The organism is Bordetella muralis, assembly GCF_054781015.1.
The window spans coordinates 94493-113365 of the sequence record NZ_BAAGVF010000001.1; the positions used below are offsets into that span (position 1 = coordinate 94493).

Below are 18873 nucleotides of genomic sequence, written 5' to 3' on the forward strand. Positions count from 1 at the left end.
TGACAATGTCTACTTCAACAACGATCAGGGCCAAGGGCGACCGTTTGCCGCTGGCGGCACTTCTGGCGTTGGCCATGACCGGCTTCATCTGCATCATCACTGAAACCTTGCCGGCTGGACTGTTGCTTCAGATGGCACAGGGTCTGGACGTCTCCACCTCTCTGGTAGGCCAGACCGTTACGGCTTACGCGCTGGGTTCTTTGCTGGCTGTTATTCCACTCACCATCGCAACGCAAGGCTGGCGGCGGCGCAACGTATTGCTGCTGACGATTGTGGGCTTCCTCGTATTCAATTCGATCACGGCGCTGTCGTCGAACTACTGGTTGACGCTCGTCGCCCGGTTCTTGGCCGGTGTTGCCGCAGGGCTGGCGTGGAGTTTGCTGGCAGGCTATGCGCGCCGCATGGTTCCTGTTCGTCAGCAGGGCAAGGCCTTGGCCGTGGCGATGGTCGGCACGCCGATCGCGTTGTCGCTGGGTGTGCCATTGGGAACATGGCTCGGCGCCGCCATCGGATGGCGTAGTGCGTTTGCCATCATGTCGGCGCTGACCTTGGTGCTGATCGTGTGGGTGCTGGCCAAGGTGCCGGACTATCCGGGGCAGGCCAGCCATGAACGTTTGCCTTTGCGCCGGGTGTTCACAACGCCAGGTTTGCGACCAGTGCTTGGCGTGGTCATCGCCTGGATGCTGGCGCATAACATTCTCTACACCTACATCGCGCCGTTCGTTGCGCAAGCGGGCCTGGCCGCGCACGTGGATGTCGTGCTGCTGATATTCGGCCTTGCGGCGCTGGCCGCCATCGCTGTCGTAGGCCGTCTTGTCGATCACTATTTGCGTGCTGCGGTGCTGGGCAGCCTGGCAATCTTCGTCGTGGTGTCTCTGCTATTTATCTGGCTGGCGCGCGTACCGGCTGCCGTCTATGTCGGCGTGGCCGTATGGGGACTGACGTTCGGCGGAGCGGCAACGCTGTTGCAAACCGCATTGGCCGATACGGCCGGCGATGGTGCCGACGTGGCGTTATCGATGAATGTCGTTGCCTGGAACGGTGCCATCGCAGGCGGCGGGATCCTAGGGGGGATTCTGCTGGATGTGTTGGGTGTGACGTCATTCCCGCCAGCACTGGTTTTGGTGCTGATAATCGGATTCGTCATCGCGTGGTCGGCGCGAACGCACGGCTTCAGGGCCGGAGCCCGTCATACGCACGTCCCGGGACACTGAGCGATGAAAGCCCACGTTATGAAAGATGCCGTCAATTCCAGATATGGCATTCCCGTTTGAGGACCTGGCACAAGCGCATCAATACGCGGAATCAAACCAGGCATTCGGCAAGATCGCCGTTGTTTTGCAGTGATTCAACATTAAATTTTTTACGTAATTGGGAAATCTCTCATGTTCAAGAAACTATTTTCAACGCTGGTCCTCTCGTCCGCAGCACTGCTCTCGGCGCCGACATTTGCTGCTGATGAATTTCCCGTTCCGGCCGGTTTTACCAGCGGATACCAAACCGTCGATGGCGTGCGCCTGCACTATGTCAAAGGCGGCAGCGGGCCGTTGGTTTATCTAGTGCATGGTTTCGGTCAGACGTGGTATGAGTGGCATCAATTGATGCCGGAGCTTGCGAAGAACCGTACCGTTGTCGCAGTGGATCTGCCGGGTCTTGGGCAGTCGGAGGTACCCAAGTCGTATCGCGCCATCGACGTTGCCCCTTTGCTGTATCAACTGGCCGAGAAATTCAGTGGCGGCCAGAAGTTCGACTTGGTGGCGCATGACATCGGTATCTGGAATACCTATCCCATGCTGGTCAAACATCAGGACAATATCCGTCGCGCGGTCTATATGGAAGCGCCCATTCCTGATGACAGCATCTACGATTTTCCCGCGTATAGTCCTCAGGGCGAATCGCTGGTGTGGCATTTCAGCTTTTTCGACGCCGATAACCAACTCGCGGAGAAGCTGATCGCTGGAAAAGAACGCTTCTTCTTCGAGCACTTCATCAAGGTGCACGCCACGAATACGGCAGTCTTCACGCCGCAACTTCTGGATCTCTATAGCAGGTCTTATTCCAAGCCGCATAGCTTGAGCGCTGCATTCGGGTATTACCGCGTGTTGAACCAAGGTGTTATCGACAACAAGCAACTCTCTCAGCAGAAGATAGAGATCCCGATGCTGGCCATCGGCGGTGGCGGCAACGGCGGTATGGGTGAATACGAAAAACAAGTGGTGAGCCGCTATGCCAATCATGTTACGGGCAAGGTGCTGCCGGACTGCGGTCATTGGCTACCGGAGGAATGTGCAGCACCCTTGAACCGGGCTGTGGTGGATTTCCTTGACGCACCCTGAGGAAAAATCCACCCGATCTGGCGAAGCAAGCGGGTGGTACGAGAATGGAAACTCAATTCATTGGATGAGAATTATTTTCATTATGTGGGATGGCTCCTGCCGCTGGCAAGTACGCTCCAGGAGCACGTGTTGGCTGTAGGACACTGCCTCGTCGGCAAAAACCGCTAAAATTCAATACTTTCCCGTATTGGATCCGGCGCCGCCAGGCCGCCGCCTGTTTGCCCGGGCGGTGCCATGGTGGTTTTGATGCGCCGGCGTGCCTGGAACATCCCAACCATGCCTATCTATGCTTACAAATGCAGCGCCTGCGGCCATGCCCAGGACGTGCTGCAAAAAATGTCTGACGCGCCGCTGTCGGTTTGCCCCGAATGCGGCCAGTCCACGTACGCCAAACAGGTCACTGCGGCCGGCTTTCAGCTCAAGGGCTCGGGCTGGTACGTGACCGATTTCCGTAACAATGGTGCAAGTGGCGCCGCTAAGTCCGACAGCAGTACGTCCGGCGGCAGCAGTACGTCCGCAACGGCTGCGCCTGCCAAGAATGACACCGCCAGCCCCGCACCAGCGGCTTCTCCGTCAACCCCTGCGCCCACGGCCGCCTCCTGATCGCTGCGGAGCAGATGGGCATGCGCGTCATCAAAAAGTATTTCATCACCGGGTTGCTGATCTGGGTGCCCCTGGCGATTACCGTCTGGGTCCTCGGTTTGCTGGTGGCGACCCTCGAGGGTTTTGTGCCCAGCTTTTTGTCGTCGCAATCGCTGTTCGGCATCAATATTCCCGGCTTTCGGTTCGCGCTGGTTATCGTGGTCGTGCTGCTGACAGGGATATTTGCCGCCAATCTGCTTGGCCGAACCCTGCTCGAGCAGTGGGAATCTCTCCTGGGCCGCATCCCGCTCGTGCGTTCCATCTACAATTCGGTCAAGCAGGTCAGTGACACGGTACTGGCGCCCAATGGCCAGGCGTTCCGCCAGGCCGTGTTGGTGCAGTATCCGCGAGCCGGGTCATGGACGATTGCCTTTCTGACGGGTGTGCCCAGTGGCGAGGTGGCAAACCATCTGCCGGGCGAACACGTCAGCGTCTATGTCCCGACGACACCGAATCCCACGTCGGGTTTTTTTCTGATGATGCCCCGCGACCATGTCATTGAGCTGCAAATGAGCGTGGACGCGGCCCTGAAATACATCGTATCCATGGGCGTGGTGGCGCCGCCGGCCCAGCCGGTCGCGGCAGCTGCCCCCATTCCAGCGGCTCCGGCCGTTGATTCGTAACTTTTTTACGCTGATACACAGCACCTAGGAGTCATTCCGCAATGCGTACCTGCTACACCGGCGAGGTTTGCCGTGACCATCTCGGCCAGACTGTCACCCTGTACGGCTGGGTGAACCGCCGCCGTGACCACGGTGGGGTCATCTTCATCGACCTGCGCGACCGCGCGGGGCTGGCCCAGATCGTGTTCGATCCGGACAATGCCGCCTTTGCCACCGCCGAACGCCTGCGCAACGAGTTCTGCATCCGCGTCACCGGTCTGGTGCGTCTGCGCCCCGAAGGCACGGCGAACCCCGATCTGGCTTCGGGCGAAGTCGAAGTGCTGTGTAAAGAGGTCGAAATCCTGAACGCGTCGATCACGCCGCCGTTCCAGCTCGAAGACGATAACCTCTCTGAAACCACGCGCCTGACGCACCGTGTGCTGGATCTGCGCCGTCCGCAGATGCAACGCAATCTGATGCTGCGTTACCGCGTGTCCATCGAGGTGCGCAAGTTCCTGGATCAGTTGGGCTTCATCGACATCGAAACCCCGATGCTGACCAAGAGTACGCCCGAAGGCGCGCGCGACTATCTGGTGCCTTCGCGTGTGAACGCCGGTCACTTTTTTGCCTTGCCTCAGTCGCCGCAGCTGTTCAAGCAGATGCTGATGGTGTCGGGCTTTGATCGTTACTATCAGATCACCAAGTGCTTCCGCGACGAGGACCTGCGTGCAGACCGTCAGCCGGAATTCACCCAGATCGATTGCGAAACCTCGTTCCTGAGCGAAGTCGAAATTCGCGAGATCTTTGAAAACATGATCCGTCATGTCTTCAAGGTGGTGCAGGGCGTTGAGCTGCCCGAGCAATTTCCTATGATGAGCTGGACCGACGCCATGCAGCGCTATGGTTCGGACAAGCCCGACCTGCGCGTGAATCTCGAGTTCACCGATGTGGCGGACATCATGGCGGATGTGGATTTCAAGGTGTTCGCCAGCGCCGCCACGACACCGGGCAGCCGCGTGGTGGCCTTGCGCGTGCCGAACGGCGGCGAGTTATCGCGTAGCGAGATCGACGCGTACACGCAGTTTGTCGCGATTTACGGCGCCAAGGGCCTGGCCTATATCAAGGTCAACGAAACCGCCAAGGGCCGTGATGGCCTGCAGTCGCCTATCGTCAAGAATCTGCACGATGCCGCGCTGACCGAGTTGATCAAGCGCACCGGCGCACAAGACGGCGATATCATTTTCTTTGGCGCTGACCGTGCCAAGGTGGTCAATGATGCGATCGGCGCCTTGCGCGTCAAGATCGGCCACAGCGATTTCGGCAAAAAGCACAACCTCGCGTCCAGCGGCTGGAAACCCCTGTGGGTGGTCGACTTCCCGATGTTTGAATACGACGAGGAAGACGGCCGCTACACTGCGGCACATCATCCGTTCACCAGCCCCAAGGACGGCCACGAAGACTTCCTGGAATCGGATCCCAGCAAGGCATTCGCCAAGGCCTATGACATGGTGCTCAACGGTTGGGAAATCGGCGGCGGTTCCGTGCGTATTCACCGCGAAGAAGTCCAGAGCAAGGTCTTCCGTGCGCTGAAGATCGGTGCCGAAGAGGCCCGCGAGAAATTCGGCTTCTTGTTGGATGCGCTGCAATATGGTGCGCCTCCGCATGGCGGGATCGCGTTCGGCCTGGACCGTATCGTGACGATGATGACCGGCGCCGAGTCGATTCGCGATGTTATCGCTTTCCCCAAGACCCAGCGCGCCCAGTGCCTGCTGACACAGGCGCCGTCCGAGGTTGACGAGAAGCAATTGCGCGAACTGCACATTCGTCTGCGCAATGTTGAAGTGAAATGAAGTAATCTGCGGGCAGAGGGTGATGCGGGTTTCGTGTTACCCATCCGCTAGCCAGGGTAAGGGCAGCTTAGGCTGCCCTTGTCCGTTGCATACAAGGCGCCATTCGGTTTATGTCGCTTATCCGCGTTATCAGCTACAACATTCACAAGGGACGCTCGTCCTTGGGGCGTCACGAGTCGCTCAATGACTTGCGTCTCGGCCTGTATGGGTTGCGTCCTGATTTGGTGTTCCTGCAGGAAGTGCAGGGCCGCAACGAACAGCGTTCCATATCGCATGCGCAGCACGAGTCGTTGGCCGCGGCATTGCGCTTGAATGTTGCCTATGGGTGCAATGCCATTCGTGACCGCACGGATCATGGCAATGCACTGTTGTCGCGCTATGAGATTCTGGATCATGAGAATCTGGATATCTCCGATCATCGCCTGGAGCAGCGAGGCTTGCTGCATGCGCGGGTACGGATCGAGGATCGCAACGTGCACTGTTTTGTCGTGCATCTCGGATTGTTTGCGGGCAGCCGCAGCCGGCAGATTCTGGCGCTCTCAGAGCGTATTGCTCAATCGGTGCCCGACGGCGACCCTATCCTGATCGCAGGGGATTTCAACGATTGGGGTGATCGTCTGGCGCCCTTGTTCGTACAGCAGTTGGGCGTGATCGAAGTCTTTGCCAACGCCCCCCGCAGTCATGGTGGAGAACTGCCCCGGCTGAGGGATTCGGTGCGACGGCTCAGCAATGCCCTGAGAGGGGTGCCCAACGCGCTGGCCGTTCAAGAACGCGGCAACCAGTTGGGGATGGATGGGGCATATTGTCCGCTGCCGCCGCCACGTACTTTTCCGGCCGTGTTTCCGTGGTTCAGGCTGGACCGCATTTATCAACGTGGATTCGCCGTGCGCAGCGCGCGTGTCCTGCGTGGCCGCGAATGGGCGCGCTTGTCGGATCATGCCCCGTTGCTGGCGGAGCTCGAGCTGCCGTGAAGGCCGATATCGTCAGGCTGGATTGGACCGATCATAACGCCGTCGACCTGCTGCAAAATGGCGCCGATTTTTTTCCGGCGCTGTGCCAGGCGATTGATGCGGCGCGCGTCAGTGTGCATCTGGAAACGTACATCTTTCTGCCCGATCGCACTGGTAGGCAGGTTCTGCATAGTCTGGAGCAGGCGGCGCGTCGCGGTGTGAAGGTTCGAGTGGTGCTGGACGGTTTTGGCAGTGCCACTACTGCGCAAGCCATACGCGATCGCATTGTGGAGGCGGGCGGGCAATGCCGCATTTATCGCCCTGAACCGCCCTGGTATGGACGACTGGTACCGTCACGTAGCCGGCTGCGCCGCTTGCATCGCAAACTGACAGTCGTGGATGGGGAGATCGCTTTCATTGGCGGCATCAACGTCGTGGATGACTACGACGATCTCGATCCTCACGACGGTATCAATGCTCCGCGGTTTGATTTTGCAGTACAAGTACGAGGCCCCTTGGTGGCGTATGCCGTGCATGCCCAGGACTTGCTATGGGTACGGATGAATTGGGCCAGACTGCGCCGTTATCCGCGTGAGTGGCCCCGTGTCAAGCTGGGCTTGCCATCGTGGCCCTCCGCGGCGCTGGCGGGCCAGCAGCGCGCCGCGCTCGTGTTGCGTGACAACTTGCGTTATCGGCAGACGTTTGAGCGGGCGTATTTGTACGGTATTCAACATGCCCAGCGAGATATTCTGATCGGCAATGCGTATTTTTTTCCCGGCCGCCAGTTCCGCAAAGCACTGCTGCGTGCGGCTGCACGTGGCGTCAAGGTGCGTTTGCTGCTGCAAGGCAAGATCGAATACCACATGCAGTATTACGCGACGCGATCGCTGTACGATCAGTTATTGCGAGGCGGCATAGAAATCTACGAGTACATGCCCAGCTATCTGCATGCCAAGGTCGCGGTAATTGACGACATGGCTATAGTCGGCTCGTCGAATCTCGATCCGTTCAGCTTATTGCTGGCGCGCGAGGCGAATGTCGTGGTCGACGATCTGGCGTTCGCCCGCGACCTGCAACAGCGTCTGGAAACGGCAATCGCACAAGGCGGGCGATTGGTTCGCCCCCTGGACTATCAGCGGCGCGGTTGGTGGAAGCGGTGTGTCGATGCCGTGTCCTATACGATGCTGCGTATCGGCGTGGCGTTGACGGGACGTTCGGGAGAGTATTGACTCAGCTGGAGGCGTTTGGCGCGCTTTGCACTGTCAGTTGCCATTTTCCCTGTTGGGCTTCATCCGCTGAAAGCTCTATCGTGTCGCGCGTTTCCAAGAGGCAAAGGTCGCGATGCCGTGTGGCATTGACCATGGTGCGCTTTCCAATGAGTTGAATCGTCTGGCGCACTTTGCCTGTTTCATCGATCAGGATGGCTTGAACGTCTGTGACCGAACTCGCCGGAAGGTCGCCCTGGCAGGCCAACGCCGTTGTGCCGTCGCCGAGTCGAAAGATATTCTTGATGAAAAACGTTTGTGCCACAGTCAGAGTCCTTTGTCGCGCAGTACTTGAAGGATGCGTACGTCTTCGTCTCCCAAGCCGAGCATTCCCTGATGGCGAATCATAAAGTCTTTTACGTGAGTTTCCGCACTGCCCAGGCCGCTGGTGCCCAGTCTGTCGACAATACCCAGGCGCGATTGCGTGCCGTGCAGGAACTCTTCCAGGACTGCGGCTTTGCTGGGATTTTCGCGCAATAAGATACTGGAATTATAGGGGCCTCCGACTGAGGCCTCGGCGCCAAAGTAATCGAGCATGCGCAACTCTTCGGAGCCGGGTTTGGCAATGATGAGAGATCGTTTACGCCCTACTGCGTCCAGGAGATCGTCTGACGCGCGTTCTACGCCCATCAGGTCATTGGGGCTGCGCAAGGGCGCGCTTTGCGCGCCAGCCGCGGATCGCGCCGTTGTCGGCGTCGGGGTCGCGGGCCTTGGTGTGGCTGCGCTTGCTCACCGTGGTGCCAGACGGCCGGCCCCTCGGGTCAGCATCGCGATGACCGCACCGACTCCCATCGCCATGACGCCTTGCGCGAACTGCTTGGCCGCCTCGTTCAGGTCGTTTTGGCTGGATGCGTCGATGGTCAAATTGAAAAATCGCGCCAGACTCTTGATGCCGCTGAAAATCGACCAGCCCGCGAAAGCAAAGCCGATGGCTATCAGCGCCGCGTCGGCGACAAACCCTACGCCGACGGCGTGTGAGCCCGCCCAGATCACGAGACCGCCGACAATGATTGCCAGATTCGTGCCGCTGAGTTGGCCAGCCAGTTCTGTTTGGAGTGCAGCAGGCATGTACTCCAGACTTTGATTGAGAACGTAGCCGAACCGATCGGCCAAGGGCCATTGAGAAACCGGGCCGGAAAGCGTGGCCGACAGTTGTGCAGGTTGCACGCTGCCGTTGACGTCGTAGCTGGCCGAGTCTGGCAGGGCGACTGCGGAGATCTGGCCGGCCTGCATCAGCGCCATCATTTGCTCGGTGGTCTGCTGGGCGGAGTAATGTCCAGGGACCGAGCCGGAACAGATCAACCGTCGATAGAGCGCCGATAGCTTGGCCAGCGACGCGTCGTTGCGCAGGTGGGGATATAGCACCGCACGCAGGCGCGTGGGCTCGTTGATGACCAGCGACCTGGATATTCCCTCGAATACATACCAGGGACCAATGAGCAAAAGTTCGCCGTTATTACGCAGAGCGGCAACTTCGCCTGATCGTTCTAGTGATTTGACGTCCATAGGGCTGTCGTTGTTTTGTAATGGCCACGACTGGGCTCTGGCGAGACGATGCAACACACCGCCTGCGACAGAGCCGTCAAATGCTAGCAATCTTTGTGTAATACGCTGGCAATCGACAAAATTTTTCGCGCTTGTTTCAAATTGACATGGGCGCGCGATATACAGGCGTGCTTCGCTTCAGGCCCGGCGCTCATCGTGTGAAACGCTGCCTTCGGGAAATCGCGCGATCCCTTCAGATCAGGCGCGTCGTGCCGGCCAGCGTATCAATCCCAACGAGAGCGCTGTTCCGATCAGAATGATGGCTGCGCCCGTCAAGATCCTCGCGGTCAGCATTTCGTCCAAAAACCAGACACCCCACAGGACGCCGAAGACCGGCACCAGAAAGGTGACACTGACCGCGCCCGTTGGACCGACGCTGGCGATCAGGCGAAAGAACATGATGTAGGCGAATCCGGTGCAGAGAATCGCAAGCGCAACGGTGGCAGACCATGCTTGCCAGGAGACGGGCGCGGCCGGCCAGGTGGCGATGGCCAGGGGGGCCAGGATGAGCGAAGCCCCGATCATGCTGCCGGTTGCACTGGACAACGCGTCGACGTCACTGAGAAATCGTTTGGTCCAGTTGGCGGCGATGCCATAGAACAGCGGAGCGGAAACGGCGGCCAGCACTGCGGGCCCGTCGCCCCCCGCGCCGAAATTCAGCTTGTCCCAGACCAGTACAACGATCCCCAGGACGGCCACGGCCAAGCCGAACGCTCGGCTCCAGGCCAGCCGGTCTTTCAGCCATAACCAGCCGATGACCGCGCCCCAGACCGGTGTGACCGCATTGGCAACCGACATGAATCCGGCGCCAAGCGACTGAGCGGCATAGGCATACAGGAGGAAAGGAATGGCGGAATTCAGCGCGCCCACGACCAGAATGGCTTTCCAGCGTTGTGCAATCAGTGGGAGCTTGCCACGCAGTGCGGCCAGCGGTAGCAGTGTCAGCGCCGCCAGGCCGACGCGCAATTCCATGAGCGGGCCGGGCCCAAACTCCGGTACGGCCAGACGCATGAACAGAAATGATCCGCCCCACACTGCCGCCAGCAGCAGCAGGTCCAGCAAGTCGCGACGGCGCATGACGCAAATTTCCCGTTAGGCTTTACGCCGTTGAGCGGCGCGGGTGAGGACATTTTTCATTTTGACGCGATGCGCCAGATAGGCGCAAACCAAGGCCAGGGCGACGCAGATGACGAGACCGATACGCACGCCTTGCAAAACCGAACTGCGGGCAATGGCAATACCGACCAGGGCGGTCCCTGCAGCGCTGCCGATGGCGCGAGTGGTCTGTACCAGTGCCGAGGCGATGCCGACGTCGCGGCGCTCGCTGAGCATCTGCATGAACAGTGTCAGGTTGGGCAGCAAAAAGCCCAAGGCGCAGCCATTGACGAAAAAAGCCGCCAGGATCCAGATCGTCGAGGTGTCTTTGCCGAACGCCAGCACCATGAGCGAGCCTACTGCCAACAGACAGCCCCCAAATACCATCAGACGCTGCGGCTCGCTCTGTTTGGGAAAGAGCTGCCCGTTGACGATGCTGCCTATGGGAATGGCTGCCACCAGTGGCGTCAGCAACAAGCCGGCCTCGCTGGGGGTGTAGCCCATTTCCGTTTGCAGCAGCAGGGGGCTGTAAAAAATCAGGATGAACATCACTGCACCGACCGCGAGGCCGGCGACGTTCAGCAATTGCGGCTCGGGCCGTGCAATGACGCGCAACGGAAAAATCGGCGAGGACACCCGCCGTTCGTAGGGAATCAACAGGGCGATCGCGGCCACGCCTGCCAAGGCCAAAGCCAGCGCCAGCATGGGATGGGCATGGTCGCCGGGCGCAAAGGCCAGCTCCATGGCGGCCAACGGCGCACTGACGGCGATGACGAGCAGGAGGCTGCCCACCCAATCGATGCGCCTGCTGCCAGCCTGCGTCGCAAGTGGCCGGATGCGCGGAAAATAGCGCGCCAGCAGGAACAGGGCGACGACTGCAGCGATCGGAGATATGAAGAACGCAGCACGCCAGCCCAACGCCTGTGTGGCAGCGCCACCTAGCAGCGGACCGATGCCGCTGGCCATGGCAAAGGCCGCCGACACCAGCGCGAGCCAACGCACTCGTTCCTTGGCGTCGGGAAACAAGTCGGCTGGCGCGGCGAAGGCCGTGGCGATCATCATGCCGCCGCCTATGCCTTGCAACGTACGGAAGGCAATCAGCTGCGGCATCGATTGTGCCAGGCCACAGGAGATCGAGCCCAGAGCAATGATCGCCACAGACAGCAGCATCAGGGGCTTGCGCCCGAATAAATCGCCCAGGCGCCCAAAAATCAAAATGGACGCCGCGGTGGCGAGCAGATAGCCAGTGCCCACCCACGCGTACAACGCCATGCCATTGAGGGCTTGCGCGACGCGCGGCAGCGTCGTGCTGACAATGGTGGAGTCAAAGGCGGCCAACACGACGGTGGCCGACACGCCCATCATCGCCATCAGCAAATCGCGCTTGGAGCGGGGGGGCTCCGGGGCGGTATCAGCAGAGGGCGTCGCGGGCGTAGTCATGCCGCCAAGGATATCACTGACAGGTCAGCGATCTAATCGTGAATGAGCGGTGATTCAAAGAAAATTTGATGATTCACATCGTTCGCGCGCGCGTTCAAGCGATGGGCTATGTCATGCCGGCAGTTGAACCGGAGCATGACGGTCCGTGCCGCGGGCGTCATCCTATTTGAAGAAGGCGTGATATCCCACAATCATGACCACCACCGCTGCCACTGCCAACCAAGACCAGCGTGAAGAGGCCAGACCACGTTCGGGCTCTTGCGCCGGTGGAGGAGGAGCAATACGTGGAACCTTCGACATGTGATCGATAAAGGCAGCAAAGAATTTTTCCACCAGCTTGCCGCCGGCCTTCATGAGGACGGGTTCGCCGACCTTGCCCAGCGTTCCTCCGGCCATGGCGGCGACTGTATAGGCCAGTCGCGTGCCATCGTCCTTCTCGGACAAATTGATCTGCGCAGTCCCGATAGCCAGGCAAGCAGTCGGGCTTTTACCCTCGAAGGCCAGTGCGCAACTGTGAGGCGGCTTCAGTTCGGAAAGCAAAACTTCTCCTTCGTAACTGGCTTCTACGCCGCCCACATTGGCATGCAAGGACAAGGCATACTCTGTCGGGGATCGTTTTTCGATTTTGACGCAACCCGGCAGGCATTTCTGCAGCACAGCAGGGTCCATGAGAGCGTCCCAGGTTTGGTGCTGGGTGGACGGAATCCATTGAGCATCGGCTATGCGCATGGCGGTCTCCTTGGTCTGCTTTTGAATTCATTGTGGACCTGACGGCCGCCGTTGTCATCTGTCTCGCATCAAGTTCTCGTCGCAACCCCAGGGAGCCACTGTAGTGATGATTAATAATATGTAGCGAAATAGTACATTTAGACACGAGTAAACTAGGACAAAACCCAATATAAACAGCGGCTAGCATTAGGCATGGCCTGCATGCATGGAGTTTCCTGGGTGTTTTTACGCATGAGTTGTGCCACGCCGTATGTCGTCTTCTTTGTATTCCCCTGAATATCGTCCCGATATAGATGGTTTGCGCGCCCTGGCAGTGCTGTCAGTGGTGCTGTGTCACGCAGGTGTCGCCGGCTTTGGCGGTGGCTACGTTGGCGTCGATATTTTCTTTGTGATTTCCGGTTATTTGATCACTGGGCAAATATTGTCCGGTCTGTATCAACGCCAATTTTCCTTCTGCGATTTTTACGCACGTCGCGCCAAACGCATTGTGCCGGCCTTGTTGGCGGTGGTTGCGTTCACCTTGGCTGCGAGCTTTTATCTGTTGATGCCTGACGAGTTGGCCGAGACAGGCAAGGCCGCCTGGCAGACGGCCTATTTTTTCTCGAATCACTATTACTGGGGCTTAGGCAACGGTCACTGGGACCAGATCGACCAGGGCACGCAACCGCTGTGGCATCTCTGGTCGCTGGCTGTGGGCGTGCAATTCATGATCGTGCTGCCGGGCTTGCTGGCGCTGCTTTTTCGGGTCGGCCGACGCGCCGATCCGGCGGGTTCCCCACCTTTTGCCCCACCGCCTATATGGGTGGTGCGCAGCGTACTGACCGGGCTGGCTCTGGTGTCGTTCGGGTTGAGCGGCGCCCTGTTGCAGGCCGATCCGTCGGCCGCGTTTTATCTGCTGCCATCCCGGGCGTGGGAGTTGCTGCTTGGCGGTGTCATTGCATCGCTGGCAGGGTCGCGCCTGAGCCGGCCACCACTGTGGCTCGCCGAAATTTGCTCGATCGTTGGGTTGATCTGCCTGCTGTGGGCGGTGTTGACCTATACCCAGGCGACTCCGTTTCCCGCTGCGCATGCCTTGGTGCCGGTGGCCGGTACTGGCCTGATTCTCTACGCGGGCTATTCGCGCACGCCGGCCTGGATGACACGGCTCCTGTCCTTGCGGGCGCTGGTGTTTGTGGGGCTGATGTCCTATTCGCTGTATTTGTGGCATTGGCCCTTGTGGGTCCTATCGCGTTCGACAGTGTGGTCGGTCCACGGATGGCCGCAAATCCCGGTGATAGGGTATCTCGCGCTCACGCTCCTGATTTCCTGGCTCTCGTGGCGTGGGATCGAGCGGCCTTTCCGGACGGGATGGTTTTCGAAGGTGGGGTCCAGGACGATACTCGCTGGGGCCCTGGGGGTATGTATCGCATGCGTCGGGGCGGGATGGTGGACCATACACGCCAGCCGCACCGATCAGCAGAGCCTGCCGCCAGTGCTGACGCAATTGGATCATGACACCAGCGTCGCGCCGGGTATCGAGTGCGAGGGCAAGCCGGAACTCGACGCGATCCGCATGGGACAGTCGGGATGTGGGCTGGGAGATCCTGCGGTGGGGGCGTCCCAGCCGGATTTCATCTTGCTGGGGGACTCGCATGCGCGGATGTGGGTCGGTGCATTCGACGCTTTGGCACGTGAACTGCAATTGCATGGTGTTGCCATGGCGTATGCCAACTGCGCACCGTTGCGCGGGGCGGTTTCGCAGGTGCGTCCAGATTGTGCGCAGATCACCGACGCAGCGCTGGAATATATCGCGCGCTCTCCCGTTCAGCAGGTAATTCTGGCTGGTTTTTGGACCGAGGCGGAGGCCACGGCTTTTGCGGGAACGGCAACGGCGGTGAATGGTTCACCGACGTCGGCGCCGACGTTCAGCACCTCGTTGCGCGACACCATTCGATATCTGCAGCAGGCCGGCAAAGCCGTAACGCTGATCCTGGATGTGCCGCGGCTGGCCAATGACGACGTCCCTCGCGATTCGGCTTTGCTCAGTGTCAACCAGAAAGGGGTCGATGTATACGGGCCCAGTCTGGCCGATCATATGGCGCGCCAGGCGACAATCGTGAGGAGCATCGAGGAAGTCTGGCCGACGGTAAAGCCCTTTGGAATTGTGGACCCGGCCGTTGAACTGTGCACCACGGGGCAATGCCTGGTGGCGCGCGAAGGGCGCACCTGGTATCGCAATGCGCATCAGGTGACCGACGACGCCGCCGGCGAATTGCGCGCGGTCTTTTTACCGCTATTGCGATCCGTGTCCGCACCGCGATGACGCTGCCTGCCGGGGCGGGCACCATAAAGTTTACGTTTGTTGTAAATTGCCAGGATTCTGTTTTGCGGCCCGACCCGTATTTTGTGGGTACCCCGCTAGTCCATTGATGGCAACCCGTATTCTTATTGTCCGTACTTCGTCGCTGGGCGATCTCGTGCACATGCTGCCCGCGATCTCCGATATTGCGCGCCATGTCCCCGATGCTGTCATCGACTGGGTCGCAGAGGAGGCGTTTGCGGAGATACCGAGCTGGCATCCTGCCGTGCATGACGTCATCAAAGTGGCGCATCGACGTTGGCGCAAGGCCTGGTGGTCCGAGCCGGTGAAAGCCGAGCGGCGGGCGTTGGCCGAGCGGTTGCGCTCGGTGAAGTACGACGTCGTGCTGGATATGCAGGCGCTGATGAAGTCGGCCTGGCTGGTGCGCCAGACCCGCGGCGTGCGCCACGGGCTGGACTGGCGTTCGGCTCGCGAGCCTTTGGCATCGATGTTTTATCAGGTGCGCCACCGTGTCGAGTTCTGGCAGCCGGCTGTGACGCGGCAACGATTGTTGGCGTCTCTGGCGTTCGGTTATACCTACAGCGGCGCGCCGGATTTCGGATTACAGGCGTTCGCGCAGCAGGCGCGCGCGCAGGCGCAGTCCTGCAAAGACCAGGGCGATTGCGCCCGTCCGCATCATCATCTGAATACGGATCGCGGCTACGCCGTGATCATGCCGTCGGCCAGCCGTGACGACAAACTCTGGCCCGAGGAGGACTGGCGCGCCGTGTTTACGCGCGTGCGCGAGGCCGGATGCACGTTGCGGCTGCTGGCAGGCAATCCGCAAGAGGCCGAGCGCGCTCAGGCCCTGGTGGCCGGTTTTGACGGTGTCGAGGTGCTGCCCCGCATGGATTTGACGGCCATTGCCCAGCAATTGGCGGGTGCACGCATCATGGTGGGGCTCGACAGCGGCTTGACGCACTTGTCGGCCGCGTTGGGACGTCCCACGGTGGGGATCTATCGGGCTTCCACCCCGGTGCGCACCCCGTTGATAGGTTCGAATTTCACTGCCAGCCTCGGGGACCGCGGCGCTCCGCCGTCACGAGAGGCTGTCTTGGCCTCTGTCGACCAGGCATTGGCGGCAAGCTGATCGTGATGGCACAGGGCTGACATGCGACGCGGCACCTACACTCTGGCGTTGTATGTTCTGGCTCCCTTGGTCTGGCTTTGGATGGGGCGGCGTGCCCGTCGGGCCGGCGGCGACTGGGGTATTTTTTCCGGCGCAAGGTTCGGCCGCGCGGATGACCGCAGTCCGGCTCCCTTTGCCCGGCCGCCCGTCTGGGTGCATGCCGTCAGCCTGGGAGAAACACGCGCAGCACAGCCCTTGGTACAGGCCTTGCTGGAACGTGGATTGCCAGTATTGTTGACCCATACGACAGCGACAGGCCGGGCCGAAGGCGCTCGCTTGTTTGCCGAGGCGATCGCCTCCGGTCAATTGCGTCAGACATGGCTGCCCTATGATTTTCCTGGTGCTGTGCGCGGATTTTTGCAGCGTCATGGGCCCCGTTGCGGGCTGCTGATCGAGCGTGAGGTATGGCCCAACCTGCTGGCGCAGGCGCGCCGGCAAGGGATCCGCATGGCATTGATCAGTGCGCGATTTTCCGCCTCTTCGCTGCGCCAGGCGGGATGGATGGGGCGGGCGCTGCGCGATGCGTTGGCAGGTCTGGATGCCGTGTTGGCACAAACTCCCGAAGACGCCCAGCGGCTGGAGCAGGCGGGCGCGCGCCGGGTCAGCGTGACAGGCAATTTGAAATTCGATCTGAGCTTGCCCGAATCGCAGGTCGAAGAGGGCCGGGCTTGGCGTCAAGCGGTAGGGCGGCCGGTGGTGGCTGTGGCGAGTACGCGCGAAGGCGAAGACGCACTATTCGTGCGAGCGATAAAGACGCTGCGCGACGCGCAGACGAATGGGGCAGGGGCGATAGCGGGATCCGGAGAGACGGCTGTCGATATGGAGGTAGCGGCAGGAGCGAGCGCTCAGCGGTCCGTGTTGTATCTGGTGATCCCTAGGCATCCACAACGCTTTGAGGAGGTTGCCGGGCAGTTGAATGCCGCGGGGCTGACGTATATGCGGCGCACCCAAGCCCAAAAATACGCCCCCCAGGACCTTAGGTCTCAGGCAACGCCGCAGCAGGGGCAATTACCGCTGACGCAAACAGAAAATTTGCCGCTTGCAGATCTCGATGTCGATGTGATGCTGGGAGACACGCTGGGCGAGATGCCGTTTTATTTTGCCGCTGCGGATGTGGCCATCGTCGCAGGCAGTTTTGTGCCGCTGGGAGGGCACAATCTGATCGAGGCCTGCGCCGTAGGCGTGCCGGTCATCGTCGGGCCGCACACGTTCAATTTCAAACAGGCGGCAACCGATGCGATTGCCGCAGGCGCCGCGCTGCGGGCTGCCGATGTGCCTGAAGCATTAGACACCGCGTTGACGCTTGTGGGCGACGAAAACCGTCGCCTGACTATGAGCCGCGCCGCGCGCGATTGGGCAGCGGCACATGCCGGCGCCACCGCGCGGACCTTGCAGGCGTTGCAAACGTGGTTGTCGTCGTAGCAACCGGTTCCCGCGCGAGTTTATTCAGCTGGTAGCGCCGCTGTCTTGCGTTGTCCCTTGCCAGGTGCAGAAAGCGCGGTAAACAGCGCGATGAATGTCACGTACAGACTCACCGTGCGCATGCCCCGGAACATGAGTTCGGTGAGGCCAAAGACGGCGAAACCCAGACACACCGCGAGTCCCATGGCCGCCGCCACGCGCTGCGCCTGAGGGACGTTACGGCGCATGCGGCACGCGAACAGCGCCGCCGGTGCGAAATACAGAATGAGCAAGGCGAGGCCGCCAAGCAGGCCGTTAGTGGCCAGCGCCAGCAGCAGATCGTTATGCGGCTCGCCGAAATCCCGGGCCACAAAAGACGAAACTTGACCCTTGGCAGCCAGTTGCTGCAGCTCGTCTGAGAATGTGGATTGACCGTCGATTCCCGACCAGGGAGAGTGTTTGATCGTATGCCATGCTGCGCCCCATAGCTGCAGACGTATGCACATGGACGTGTCGGCAGTCGGGGCCACGGTGACGCATTCGTGAATCTCATGAACGCCTTGAGCCACGCGTTCACGCAATGCCGGACTGGACGCACCGATAGCCAGTGCGACCAGGCCAATGCCCAGCAGCGCCGCCAATGCTCGCATTGGGCGGCGGAGCCAGCCAGCCAATACGATGCCGATCGCTGCGAACACCGGGATGGCCATCCAGCCGGTACGAGTTTGTGTCAGGACGAAACCCAGGCAGGTGATGACCGCGACGGCGAGTTTGAGCGCCTGTTCGGCTCGTGGATGGCGGGTGAGCTGCCAACCCAGGCTATAGAGGGTCATCACGGCCATCAGCAGCATGAGGTTGCCGTAGCCGACGGCATTGAATTGGGGCGTCAGTGGGCGCTCTAACGTGGGGCCCGCCAAATAGCAGACGACAACCGTGGCGCCAATGCCCGCGGCGAACACACCCCAGACGAAATGGCGTAGCCGGTCACGATCGATCAATAGAAAGCCGGCCAGCAGGCAAGGAAAGCCCAAGGCGATTCGCAGGCCGCGCTCAATGCCGGGGCCTTCCAAATGGCCATTGAGCAACTGGCTGAGCAGTACGGCCGCCAGCGGCAGGCACAACACGAGCGCCAGCCAGCGGTAGGGATGCAGCAACTGCAGTGCGCGTGCGGCAGGCGCAGTCAAGACAATGCAGAGACAGCCGAAAGCCAGTATGTAGACCAGACCGCTGCCTAAACCCACAGTGAGCGTCAGTACAGGCAGGAGGGCTACCAGTAAGGTAATCAGTAGCGAGGTACGGGGTAAAGATGATGGCGTCATGAAAAGAAAGCGGCAGGCTGGGACGGCTTGGGCAGCCTATCGGTGCTTTTAAAGTGCTACGGCAGCGTGACAAAATTGTTACATAGTTTGTGTAAAATATTCTAAACCTACCTGGCCTGATGGAATTTTTTTTGTGGTTTTTGCCACAGAGTTTGAAGAGCGATGGATTCTATGGTGCGGCTCAAATCACCAAGAGCGCAGAATTCCAGGCTTGCAGTGGCCAAGAGGAGAT

General features: G+C 60.2%; 18 protein-coding genes. 11 read left to right on the plus strand and 7 right to left on the minus strand.

Annotated features, from left to right (window positions below; all coding sequences use genetic code 11):
• The first annotated feature begins 5 nt into the window (after window positions 1-5).
• The 8 genes from ACYVIT_RS00495 to clsB all read left to right on the plus strand — a co-directional run bounded on the left by ACYVIT_RS00495 (window position 6) and on the right by clsB (window position 7609).
• A complete protein-coding gene (locus ACYVIT_RS00495) occupies window positions 6-1214 on the plus strand; it encodes an MFS transporter (RefSeq protein WP_415806977.1) in 1209 nt (402 codons plus the stop codon).
• A 43-nt stretch (window positions 1215-1257) separates the two neighbouring features.
• Window positions 1258-1347 carry a zinc-binding dehydrogenase gene (locus ACYVIT_RS00500; RefSeq protein ID WP_415806978.1) on the plus strand — a complete coding sequence of 30 codons (90 nt, stop codon included), beginning with the start codon at window positions 1258-1260 and terminating at the stop codon, window positions 1345-1347.
• A 38-nt stretch (window positions 1348-1385) separates the two neighbouring features.
• A complete protein-coding gene (locus tag ACYVIT_RS00505; RefSeq protein WP_415806979.1) occupies window positions 1386-2336 on the plus strand; it encodes an alpha/beta fold hydrolase in 951 nt (316 codons plus the stop codon).
• 276 nt (window positions 2337-2612) lie between these two features.
• A complete protein-coding gene (locus ACYVIT_RS00510) occupies window positions 2613-2939 on the plus strand; it encodes an FmdB family zinc ribbon protein (protein WP_415806980.1) in 327 nt (108 codons plus the stop codon).
• Window positions 2940-2959: 20 nt separating this feature from the next.
• Entirely contained in the window at window positions 2960-3601 is a 642-nt protein-coding gene (locus tag ACYVIT_RS00515; protein ID WP_415806981.1) for a DUF502 domain-containing protein, read from the plus strand.
• A gap of 41 nt (window positions 3602-3642) precedes the next feature.
• A complete protein-coding gene (aspS, locus tag ACYVIT_RS00520) occupies window positions 3643-5430 on the plus strand; it encodes an aspartate--tRNA ligase (RefSeq protein WP_415806982.1) in 1788 nt (595 codons plus the stop codon).
• Between the two features lie 110 nt (window positions 5431-5540).
• Window positions 5541-6401, plus strand: coding sequence for an endonuclease/exonuclease/phosphatase family protein (locus ACYVIT_RS00525; protein ID WP_415806983.1), 861 nt, complete (start codon window positions 5541-5543; stop codon window positions 6399-6401).
• Entirely contained in the window at window positions 6398-7609 is a 1212-nt protein-coding gene (gene clsB / locus ACYVIT_RS00530; RefSeq protein ID WP_415806984.1) for a cardiolipin synthase ClsB, read from the plus strand. The genes ACYVIT_RS00525 and clsB overlap by 4 nt, the downstream gene beginning before the upstream one ends.
• 1 nt (window position 7610) lies before the next feature.
• Here the strand turns inward: clsB and ACYVIT_RS00535 are convergent, their stop codons facing one another.
• From ACYVIT_RS00535 to ACYVIT_RS00560, 6 genes are all read right to left on the minus strand, one after another.
• Window positions 7611-7910, minus strand: coding sequence for a hypothetical protein (locus ACYVIT_RS00535; RefSeq protein ID WP_415806985.1), 300 nt, complete (start codon window positions 7908-7910; stop codon window positions 7611-7613).
• A 2-nt stretch (window positions 7911-7912) separates the two neighbouring features.
• Window positions 7913-8296, minus strand: coding sequence for a hypothetical protein (locus ACYVIT_RS00540; protein ID WP_415806986.1), 384 nt, complete (start codon window positions 8294-8296; stop codon window positions 7913-7915).
• A gap of 78 nt (window positions 8297-8374) precedes the next feature.
• Window positions 8375-9151: a hypothetical protein gene (locus ACYVIT_RS00545; RefSeq protein ID WP_415806987.1), complete on the minus strand. Its 777-nt coding sequence runs from the start codon at window positions 9149-9151 to the stop codon at window positions 8375-8377.
• Between the two features lie 237 nt (window positions 9152-9388).
• Window positions 9389-10267 (minus strand): DMT family transporter, encoded by an 879-nt coding sequence (locus tag ACYVIT_RS00550; RefSeq protein WP_415806988.1) that lies wholly within the window; start codon window positions 10265-10267, stop codon window positions 9389-9391.
• A gap of 15 nt (window positions 10268-10282) precedes the next feature.
• The gene (locus ACYVIT_RS00555; protein ID WP_415806989.1) at window positions 10283-11725 is read right to left on the minus strand and encodes an MFS transporter; all 1443 of its coding nucleotides are present in this window, start codon (window positions 11723-11725) and stop codon (window positions 10283-10285) included.
• A gap of 162 nt (window positions 11726-11887) precedes the next feature.
• A complete protein-coding gene (locus ACYVIT_RS00560) occupies window positions 11888-12454 on the minus strand; it encodes a CoxG family protein (RefSeq protein WP_415806990.1) in 567 nt (188 codons plus the stop codon).
• A 250-nt stretch (window positions 12455-12704) separates the two neighbouring features.
• On the opposite strand from ACYVIT_RS00560, the gene ACYVIT_RS00565 reads away from it, so the two are divergent.
• From ACYVIT_RS00565 to ACYVIT_RS00575, 3 genes are all read left to right on the plus strand, one after another.
• On the plus strand, window positions 12705-14756 hold the full coding sequence (locus ACYVIT_RS00565) for an acyltransferase family protein (protein WP_415806991.1): 2052 nt from the start codon (window positions 12705-12707) through the stop codon (window positions 14754-14756).
• 106 nt (window positions 14757-14862) lie between these two features.
• Window positions 14863-15882, plus strand: coding sequence for a lipopolysaccharide heptosyltransferase I (gene waaC, locus ACYVIT_RS00570; protein ID WP_415806992.1), 1020 nt, complete (start codon window positions 14863-14865; stop codon window positions 15880-15882).
• 21 nt (window positions 15883-15903) lie between these two features.
• Window positions 15904-17343, plus strand: coding sequence for a 3-deoxy-D-manno-octulosonic acid transferase (locus ACYVIT_RS00575; RefSeq protein WP_415806993.1), 1440 nt, complete (start codon window positions 15904-15906; stop codon window positions 17341-17343).
• A 20-nt stretch (window positions 17344-17363) separates the two neighbouring features.
• Here ACYVIT_RS00575 and ACYVIT_RS00580 read toward each other — a convergent pair whose 3' ends face one another.
• Complete coding sequence (locus tag ACYVIT_RS00580) at window positions 17364-18641, minus strand: O-antigen ligase family protein (RefSeq protein ID WP_415806995.1); 1278 nt, start codon at window positions 18639-18641, stop codon at window positions 17364-17366.
• Between the last annotated feature and the right edge of the window lie 232 nt (window positions 18642-18873).